The sequence below is a fragment of the Cellulomonas pasadenensis genome (assembly GCF_047229365.1).
In the GTDB taxonomy this organism is placed as follows: domain Bacteria; phylum Actinomycetota; class Actinomycetes; order Actinomycetales; family Cellulomonadaceae; genus Cellulomonas.
The window spans coordinates 20,540-28,699 of record NZ_JBFTEP010000040.1 but is presented as its reverse complement, the minus strand read 5'-3'; the positions used below and the strand labels follow the sequence as shown (position 1 = coordinate 28,699).

The 8,160-nt window shown below is 75.7% G+C and carries 10 protein-coding genes; 7 read left to right on the top strand and 3 right to left on the bottom strand.

Features of this window, described 5'->3' with window-relative positions; genetic code table 11:
- Both AB6N23_RS07940 and AB6N23_RS07935 read left to right on the top strand, forming a co-directional pair.
- On the top strand, positions 1-1,179 hold a 1,179-nt coding region (locus tag AB6N23_RS07940; protein WP_412865559.1), incomplete at its 5' end, for a sensor histidine kinase.
- Complete coding sequence (locus tag AB6N23_RS07935) at positions 1,176-1,823, top strand: response regulator (protein WP_412865558.1); 648 nt, start codon at positions 1,176-1,178, stop codon at positions 1,821-1,823. The genes AB6N23_RS07940 and AB6N23_RS07935, both read left to right, overlap by 4 nt.
- Before the next feature lie 6 nt (positions 1,824-1,829).
- On the opposite strand, the gene AB6N23_RS07930 is transcribed toward AB6N23_RS07935, so the two are convergent.
- Positions 1,830-2,804 (bottom strand): SRPBCC family protein, encoded by a 975-nt coding sequence (locus AB6N23_RS07930; protein ID WP_412865557.1) that lies wholly within the window; start codon positions 2,802-2,804, stop codon positions 1,830-1,832.
- Positions 2,801-3,049, bottom strand: coding sequence for a hypothetical protein (locus tag AB6N23_RS07925; protein WP_412865556.1), 249 nt, complete (start codon positions 3,047-3,049; stop codon positions 2,801-2,803). Before AB6N23_RS07925 ends, AB6N23_RS07930 begins: the two co-directional genes overlap by 4 nt.
- A gap of 177 nt (positions 3,050-3,226) precedes the next feature.
- Between AB6N23_RS07925 and AB6N23_RS07920 the strand changes: the two genes are divergently transcribed.
- The 5 genes from AB6N23_RS07920 to AB6N23_RS07900 all read left to right on the top strand — a co-directional run bounded on the left by AB6N23_RS07920 (position 3,227) and on the right by AB6N23_RS07900 (position 6,701).
- Complete coding sequence (locus tag AB6N23_RS07920) at positions 3,227-3,688, top strand: hypothetical protein (protein WP_412865555.1); 462 nt, start codon at positions 3,227-3,229, stop codon at positions 3,686-3,688.
- A gap of 67 nt (positions 3,689-3,755) precedes the next feature.
- The gene (locus tag AB6N23_RS07915; protein WP_412865554.1) at positions 3,756-4,052 is read left to right on the top strand and encodes a hypothetical protein; all 297 of its coding nucleotides are present in this window, start codon (positions 3,756-3,758) and stop codon (positions 4,050-4,052) included.
- The gene (locus AB6N23_RS07910; RefSeq protein ID WP_412865553.1) at positions 4,049-5,317 is read left to right on the top strand and encodes a hypothetical protein; all 1,269 of its coding nucleotides are present in this window, start codon (positions 4,049-4,051) and stop codon (positions 5,315-5,317) included. Before AB6N23_RS07915 ends, AB6N23_RS07910 begins: the two co-directional genes overlap by 4 nt.
- The gene (locus tag AB6N23_RS07905) at positions 5,314-6,102 is read left to right on the top strand and encodes a hypothetical protein (protein ID WP_412865552.1); all 789 of its coding nucleotides are present in this window, start codon (positions 5,314-5,316) and stop codon (positions 6,100-6,102) included. Before AB6N23_RS07910 ends, AB6N23_RS07905 begins: the two co-directional genes overlap by 4 nt.
- Positions 6,099-6,701: a hypothetical protein gene (locus AB6N23_RS07900; protein WP_412865551.1), complete on the top strand. Its 603-nt coding sequence runs from the start codon at positions 6,099-6,101 to the stop codon at positions 6,699-6,701. The genes AB6N23_RS07905 and AB6N23_RS07900 overlap by 4 nt, the downstream gene beginning before the upstream one ends.
- Positions 6,702-6,900: 199 nt before the next feature.
- Here AB6N23_RS07900 and AB6N23_RS07895 read toward each other — a convergent pair whose 3' ends face one another.
- Entirely contained in the window at positions 6,901-8,139 is a 1,239-nt protein-coding gene (locus tag AB6N23_RS07895) for a lipase/acyltransferase domain-containing protein (RefSeq protein WP_412865550.1), read from the bottom strand.
- Positions 8,140-8,160: the final 21 nt, after the last annotated feature.

The window sequence follows — 8,160 nt, the reverse complement described above, 5'->3', positions numbered from 1 at the left end:
GCGCACGCCACACCCACCCCCGCCGACCGCCTCGGGGCCGGCGCCGGCGGGGTCGCCGTCCTCGCGGTCGGCGTCGCGCAGCTCGTGGCCGACGTGGCCCTCTCCGACGCGCCGGTCGCCGGGCGTACCGTCTGGTGGGCGGCGTTCCTCGTGTACGCGGCGGTGTTCGCGGTCGACGCGGAGGTCGTGCGGCTGCGTCGACCGCCGCCGGAGCGGGTGCTCGTCGTCGCCCTCGTCGTGGCGGCGTCGGTCGCGTGGGTCGCGAACCCGACGGCCGACTGGACGCCCGTGCTCTTCGTGGTGACCACGGCCGCCGCGAGCGCGACGCTCGGCACGCCCGGGCTCGTCGCGCTCGTCACCGTGCAGTCGCTGGCCACGGCCGTCGGCGCCGCCCTCGCCGGCCGCGGGGTCGTCGGCGTGCCGTTCACGGTGGTCGTCTACGCGGCGTTCCAGACGTTCGCCGCCATCACCGTCCGGACGGCCCTGCGGGAGGCGCAGGCACGCGCGGAGGCCGACGCCGCCCACGCCGCGCTCGCGGCGGTGCACGCGGACCTCGCCGCCGCGCACGCCGACCTGCGCGCCACGAGCGCGCTGCTGGCCGTCGGCAGCCGGGACGCCGAGCGGCTGCGCATCGCGCGGGACCTGCACGACGTCATCGGGCACCAGCTCACGGCGCTCGCCCTCGAGCTGGAGATAGCGTCGCACCGCGTCGACGGCGCGGCCGCCGAGCACGTCGGCCGGGCGCGCACGGTCGCCAAGGACCTGCTGCGCGACGTGCGGGCGGTCGTCGGCGAGCTGCGCGGCGGTGCGGCGGGCGGGCTCGAGCCGGCGCTGCGCGACGTCCTGGACCTGCCCGGGCTCGCGACGTCGCTGACGGTCGCCCCGGCGGTGCACCTCGACGACGCGCACCTCGTCGCCGTCGTCCGCTGCGTGCAGGAGGCGGCGACGAACGCCCTGCGGCACGCGCCCGGTGCGACGCGCCTGGCGGTGCACGTGCGGCGGGACGGCGACGGCGCCGTCGAGGTCGACGTGCACGACGACGGGCCGGGCGCGATCGCGTGGGAGCCGGGGCACGGGCTGCGCGGCATGCAGGAGCGGGTGACGGCGCTGGGCGGCACGCTCGTCGTCGACCCCGGACCGGGCCGCGGGTTCCGCGTGACGGCGCGGGTGCCGACGTGATCCGCGTCGTGCTGGTGGACGACCAGACGCTCGTGCGGCAGGGCGTCCGCGGGCTGCTCGGGCTCTCCGACGCCGTCGACGTGGTCGCCGAGGGTGCCGACGGGGACGAAGCGCTCGCGCTCGTCGCGGAGCACCGGCCGGACGTCCTCCTGCTCGACCTGCAGATGCCGCGCCGCGACGGCATCGCGACGCTCGAGGCGCTGCGCGACGCCGGCGACCCGACGCCCGTGCTCGTCCTCACCACCTTCGACGACGACGCGCTCGTGGCCCGTGCGCTCGGCGCCGGCGCCCACGGCTACCTGCTCAAGGACGTCACGCTCGAGCAGCTCGTCGACGCGGTGCGGCGCGTGGCCGCCGGCGAGCGCCTGTGGCAGCCCGCGGTGACCGACCGGCTGCTGCGGGCGCTGCTCGACCGGCCCGTGGTCGTCGACGGCCTCGACCGTCCCGAGCCGCTGACCGCACGCGAGCTCGACGTGCTGCGCCTGCTCGCCGCCGGCTGGTCCAACCGCGAGATCGCGGACACGCTGCACCTCGCGCCGGGGACCGTGAAGAACCACGTGTCGGCGGTGCTGCTCAAGCTCGGCGTCCGGGACCGCACGCGCGCGGTGCTGCGCGCGCTGGACCTGGGGCTGCTGGGGTCCTGACGGCGGTCAGCGCACCGCGCGCGCGATGCCGGCGTGCTTCGCCAGGAGCATCTGCCCCCAGATGACCCGGCCGACCGGGCGCAGCAGGGTCCCGACGACCGCGCGCCAGCCGCCGCGCCCGAGCCAGCGCACGGTCAGGTCCACACGCGTGCCGTCACCGGACGGCGTGAGCGCGACCGCGAGCCGCTGCACGGGCGCGCCGCCGGGCCGGTCGGGGCGGCGCAGCTCCCACTCGACGAGCCGGCCCTCCTCGCGCGCGACGGGCACGACCTCCTGGCGCTCGAACCCCGCGGGCACGGGCTTCGCGCCCTGCTCCTCGCCGACCAGCGTCGCCAGCAGGGTGCCGTCCGGCTGCTCCTCCACGGCGGAGTACCAGGGGTCCCACGTGGTGCGCCGGGCCGGGTCGGTGACGAGCGACCAGACCCGTGCCGGCGGCGCGGGCACCCAGCCCGTGCGGGTGACGGTGCGCCACGGCCGCGGGTCCGGGGAGAAGAGCGCACCGGACGGCACGGTCGGCGCCGGCGTCCAGGCGTCCAGCGCGGTCAGGACGCGGTCCGCGTCGAGCCCCAGGACCGCGAGCGCCTCGGCGACGAACCCGCTGGGCTCGCGCACGAGGGCCCGCAGAACCGGGCGGTCGTCGAAGGAGCGGACGTCCCACTGCCCTGCCGTGAGCACCCGGTCGGCACGGGGCGACCACGGCAGCGCGCCGCCCGAGCGCGGCAGCGCGCGCGGCTGCGGGGTCGGTGCCGGGACGCCGGCGCCCGCGAGCCGGTCGGCGTGCACCTGCGCGACGGCGGCGCGCGCACGGTCGACCGTGGCGCCGAGCGAGCGCAGCACCTCGCCCGCCGGCCCGCCGACCGCCGTGAGCGCGACGAGCAGGTCGTCGAGGTCCAGCTGGGCGTGGCCGACGCGGTACGCCTCCTCCGTGGCGGTGACGACGATCTGCTGGGACAGGACGACGGCGTCCGTCAGGCGGCTCATGCGCGGTTCCTCCGGGGGACGGAGATGGTCGGGTCGATCCGCTTGGCGTACTTCTTGTGGACGGCCTGCCGGGTGACGCCCAGGGCGTCGGCGACCTCCTGCCAGCTCATGCCGGCGCGCAGCGCGGCCTCGACCTGGCGCAGCTCGTACGACTCGACGAGCACCCGCAGGGACGAGACGGCGCGGAGCCCGGTGAGCGGGTCGGACGTGTCGCCCGCGGTGACGGCGACCTCGGGTTGCTCCACGTCTGTCAACCTAGGTTGCTCCGTAGGCGTCTGTCAACGTTCGTTGCTAAGGGCGGGGCGACCGGGCAGGGCTCGGCCTGCACCCGGACGTGGGACGAGCCACGCACGCGCGGTCCCGCATCCGATAGGTTGCGGCGGCGGCGACCAGCCACGCCGTCGCGGAACGGAAGGACGCCGATGACCACCGACGCCCGTGCCGTGCTCGTGTTCCCGTCGCTCGACCGTGGTGCTCACGGCCGCGTCGCCGCGACGCTGGACAGGAGCTCGGGCCTGCTCACGCCCGCGCGCACGACCTGGCGTCGCCGGCCGGTCGTGGCCGACGGCCGCGCCCTGCTCTGGTTCTCCGTCCGGCGTCGAGGCGTCGACCTCTCCCTCGAGCGCTTCCGGGGCCTGCGCCGGGCGACCGTGCCGCTGGTGCGTGTGCGCCGGAAGCACCAGGCGAGCCAGTCCGCCGCGCTGCTCCTCGAGCTGGCGACGGAGGTCGAGCGGCGCGGCGTCCGCGACGAGTGGAAGGTCGTCGCGACGCTGCGGGACCAGGCGCGGTGGCTGGAGGAGGGCGGGGACCTCCGCCGATCTCCTCTGAAGGCGCTGCCTCGGCAGCACGTGCTCCTCGACCTGCTGAGCATCCCGACGCCGTGACACGAACCCCTCCCGCCGCCCCCGGAACACCCGCCCCCGGAACGCCCGGACAGGAAGGACGACGCGCGTGACCGTCTCCGTCGACCCGGCCGCCCTCGACACCGCGGCCGACGAGTGGGACGCGGCCGGAGCCGCCGTGCGGGCCGCCGACGTCGCCGGGCCGTTCACCCTCGTGCCGGAGGGCCTGCCGGGGTCAGCGACCGCGGACGCGAGCCTCTGGGTCTCCACCCGCCTGGCCGCTGCCGTGCAGGTGCTCGGTGAGCGGTTGCAGGGTGCCGGCGCCGCAGCGGCGGGGTCCGCGGAGGACTTCCGGCTCGAGGAGGAGACCGCACTCCGCCTGCTCGCGCCGCTGGCCCCCCTGTGAGCGCCGCCCTGACCCTCGAGGTCGCACGGGCGTGGCGTCCCACGGCACTCGCCGACGCGGCGTCCGGTGTCGAACGCGCGCGCACCGAGGTCGAGGCGCACGTGCAGGCCGCGAAGGCGACGATGGCGCGGCTTGCCGAGACGTGGCAGGGCGACGCCGCCCGGGCAGCGGCGGAGCGCATGGCGCGCGACGCGGGCAGCGGTCTCGCACTCGCGGACGCGCTGGCCTCGGCACGGTCGGTGCTCGAGTCGGGCGCCTCCCAGATCGGCAGCGCCCGTGACGCCGTGCTCGGCACTGTGGAGCTGGCGCGTGCCGACGGGTTCTCCGTCGCCTCGGACGGGCGCGTCACGGCACCGACGCTGCCGCCCGTGCTGACCTCGCCCGGTGACCCGACGGGTGCCGGCACGGAGCGCGAGGCGCGCCAGCGCGCCCTCAACCGGCAGGCCGCGGACCACGCCGAGTCCATCTCGGCGGCGCTGTCGCTGCTGGCGGACACCGACCGGGACGTCGCGCGACGGCTCGAGGCCGTGCAGGTTCCCCAGACCCTGGAGTCCGCGGTCGAGGCCTATCTGCAGCGGGTCGTCGCCTCCCGCGACCACATCGCCTCGCTCGGCGCCGTGGGCGCGGGCGGTGTCGCCCTGGCCCAGGTGATCAAGAAGCTCCTCGGCCTCGGGACGAGGAGCGCGTCGTACGCGAAGCTCCTCAAGCTCGCCTTCGCGCCCGTCAAGGACGCGGAGGCGATCGCGACGGCCCTCGACGAGTTCAAGTACGGCAAGGCGCCCAAGGAGTGGGTGGGGAAGCTCCTGGGCAACGCTGACCGAGCGAGGGCGTTCGGGAAGGTGTTCCTGCCCGTGACCGTGGCGACCGGCGCTCTCGACGCCTTCACCGGCGGGGGGTACGAGGGCGCGCGCGGGTGGGCCACGCGGGGCTTCGGCGCCGCAGGAGCGGTCGGGGCCGGCGCCTTGATGTTCATGACCCTCAACCCCGTCGGCCTCGCGGTCGCCGGCGGCGCGGTCCTGGCGTACGGGGCGTGGAGCCTCGGCAACCTGGTGTGGGACAACCGCGAGGAGATCGGGCAGTTCCTGACCTCCGCGGGCGGGCGCGTGGCCGACGCGTGGAACGCGACGACGGAGGCCGTGTCCGAGGCCAAGGACTGGGCCGGGAACCGGCTCGCCGACGCGGGGCGAGCGGTCCGTGAGACAGGTGAGGCGGTGCGCGACATGGGTAAGGGTGCGCTGGACGTGCTCTCGTTCGGGCTCCTGTGACGGCCGGGACGACGGCCGCGCGGGCGGTCCCGGTGGAGGTGCTCACGGACGAGGAGCTCGCGATCCTCGCCGGGCCGGGCGGACTGGTGGTGACGCCGTACCTCGACGGGCAGGACGAGGCGGACCCGGTCACCGGTGATGCCGTACGCCGCACCGCGTACCGGGGCCTGGTGGCTCGCGGGATCCTCGAGCCGCCCACCCCGGCCGCACTCGCCGCCGCGGTCGGTGAGGCGACGGTGGAGCTCCAGGTCCGCGAGGACGTGCTCTCACTGGTCGCACTGCGCCGCGCGGCGCAGGCCGTCGTGGCCGTCGCGAGGACCACGGCCGTGACCCAGGACTTCTGGTACGCGCACGTCGTCGACGACGTCGTCGTCCTCGAGCAGGTGGGCCACGACGGTCTGCACCGGTTCGCGCTCGCCTCGGCCACCGAGCTCGCGGACCTCGTGGTGGACGCGGCCGTGCACCCCGAGTGCGGGGACGGGTCGGGCCCGGCCCTCGCCCTCGACGGGGACGGGTCGGAGCCGCCCCTCGAGGTCGTCGAGGCGCTCGGTTCGGCACTGCTGCGCTCCGACGTCGTGATCCGCCGCGCGGAGGACGACTCCCCTCCGCTGCACGGGCTGTTCACCGGCCCGGACGGGGCGTGGGTCCTGACCGCGGACCGGGACGCGGACGCGCCTGTGACCGCACGGCCCGCACCGCGGGCCGAGGTCGAGGCGATGCTGCGCGCGGCGGTGACGGCCGCCGTGGGCGTCGCGCCCGCATCCGCCCAGGGGGACGCGCGATGACGAGCGGGGAGGTGCAGGTCCGCGAGCTGCGCTCGCGCACGTGGTACCGGTGGATCGCGGCGACGCTCGTGGCGGTCGTCGTGGTCGCGGGATGGGTCGCCGCCACTCAGCCGGAGAACAGGGTCTGGGTCGCGGTCGGCCTCCCGCTCCTGGGTCTGTGGTTCACTTACCTGGGCTGGCGGTCCGCGTCCTTCGACCCGACGACGGGCGTGGTCGCCACGATCCGGTGCCGCGTGCGCCGGGAGATCCAGCTGGTGCCGGGCACCGAGGTCGCGCTCGTGCCCAACGGCGCCGGCGGGCTCCTTCTCGCCCTCCGCCCGCCGGACGGGCGCCGGCGGACCTACCTGCTGGTCCTCGCCCTGAGCGACTACGTCGAGGCGTCGCAGCCGCCGGAGCTGCTGACCGCCCTGGCCGACACGCTCGTGCGCTTCTGCGGCGAGCCGGCCGAGGACGTCGCCAAGCGGCTGCGCGAGCAGGCCGCGCACGTCGCCCGCGGCGGCACCGCGGCGACCTCGCCGCTGGCACCGATGGTGACCCGGGGTGCCCTCGGGGCCGCCAAGGCCGGCGGCGCGGGCGCCGTCGGCGGCCACCTGGACTGAGCCGGTGACCGCGGCGCACGTTGTCGATCGCGAGCACCCACGCGACGTGCAGGGCGACCGGTTGCACCGTCGCACCGGCACCGCGGCGCCGTCGGCTCGGGCTGCTCGGCACGACGAGCGCCGCGTGCCGCCGCGGCTCATCGCGGGGCGACGACGAGCAGGTCGCTGACGGGCTCGACCTGGTCGTCGCCGGTCAGGGTCAGGCGGTAGACGCCCGGCGGCACGCGCGGCGTCTCGACGTAGCGGGTTCCGTCGGCGGTGTCGGCCGTCCCGACGACGGCGTCGATGACGGGGTGACGGTGAAGGCCACCCCGGCGTCGGTGGGGTGGACGTCGTCGAGATCGAGGGAGAGGCGGACCTGCCCGCCGGCGCGGAACCCGCGCAGGTCCGCCGTCGTCATCCACCCCTTGAGCTGGGTGAGGACGGCGTCGGCGTTCTGCAGGCTGGAGTGCCGGGTTCCGGCGAACATGGCCCCCTCGTCATCGTCCAGCTCCAGCGGGGAGGCCGAGACGCGTGGGACCGTGCCATCGCCGCCGTGGGTGCCCAGGACGTGCGAACGTCGCATCGTGACCACTGAGCCCGTGAGCGCGGCCGACTCGGTCGTCGGGTGCTCGGTCCCGATCACGCGGTGGGTCCGATAGCGGGCCGTGGCGTACTCCCCCAGCGTGTTGTTGATCCGCACCGCGTCCTCGATCTCCTGGTGGAAGCGCCGTGCGGCGGCGACGGCTCCCGGGTCCAGGCCTGGTAGCGGGGCGTCGAGCTCGGTCAGCCGAAGGGTCATCCCGTCGACCTCGACGCAGGGGTAGATCGGCAGCAGCTGGTGGATCGACGGGAACGAACGCACCAGGTCCGTCAGGTCGACGAGCCCGAACGCCTTGCTCACCCCGTTGCTCAGGGTGTCGAGGGCGTTGAGAGAGCCGCGGTACGGCGTCCCGAAGGTCACCAGCGCCCGGGTGTCACGCCATCCGCCGAGCACCTCCAGGAAGTACTTCGCCACCAGGCCGCCCATGGAGTGTGCGACCAGCACGACCTTGGCGTCGGGGTGCTCGGCGCGCTGGGCGGTCAGCCACATCGCGACGCGCTCCTGCAGGTGCCGGGCGGCGACCCGGTTGTCCAGCCGCCAGTCGTAGGGGAGCTCGAAGAAGGTCCGGCCCGGCACGGCGCGCAGGCGCTTCTGGAGGTAGGACGCCACGCGGCTGTAGCCGTCGATCTTCCAGAAGCCGGGGATCAGATGGGCGTCCTCTGCCAGTCGTGACGCGACGACGCCGTCGTCGGGCTGTCCCTCCAGCCCCGGCTCCAGCCTGAGGCTCTGGATGGACCTCCCACCGGAGAACAGCGCGCGGAGCCCGGCCGACGCCGTCAGCCCGAAGGCGTCCCGGCCATCCTTCTCCAGGACGCTCCCCATGATCCCGGGGATCAGGACGTAGATGTCACTCACGCTGCACTCCCTCGTCGTGGC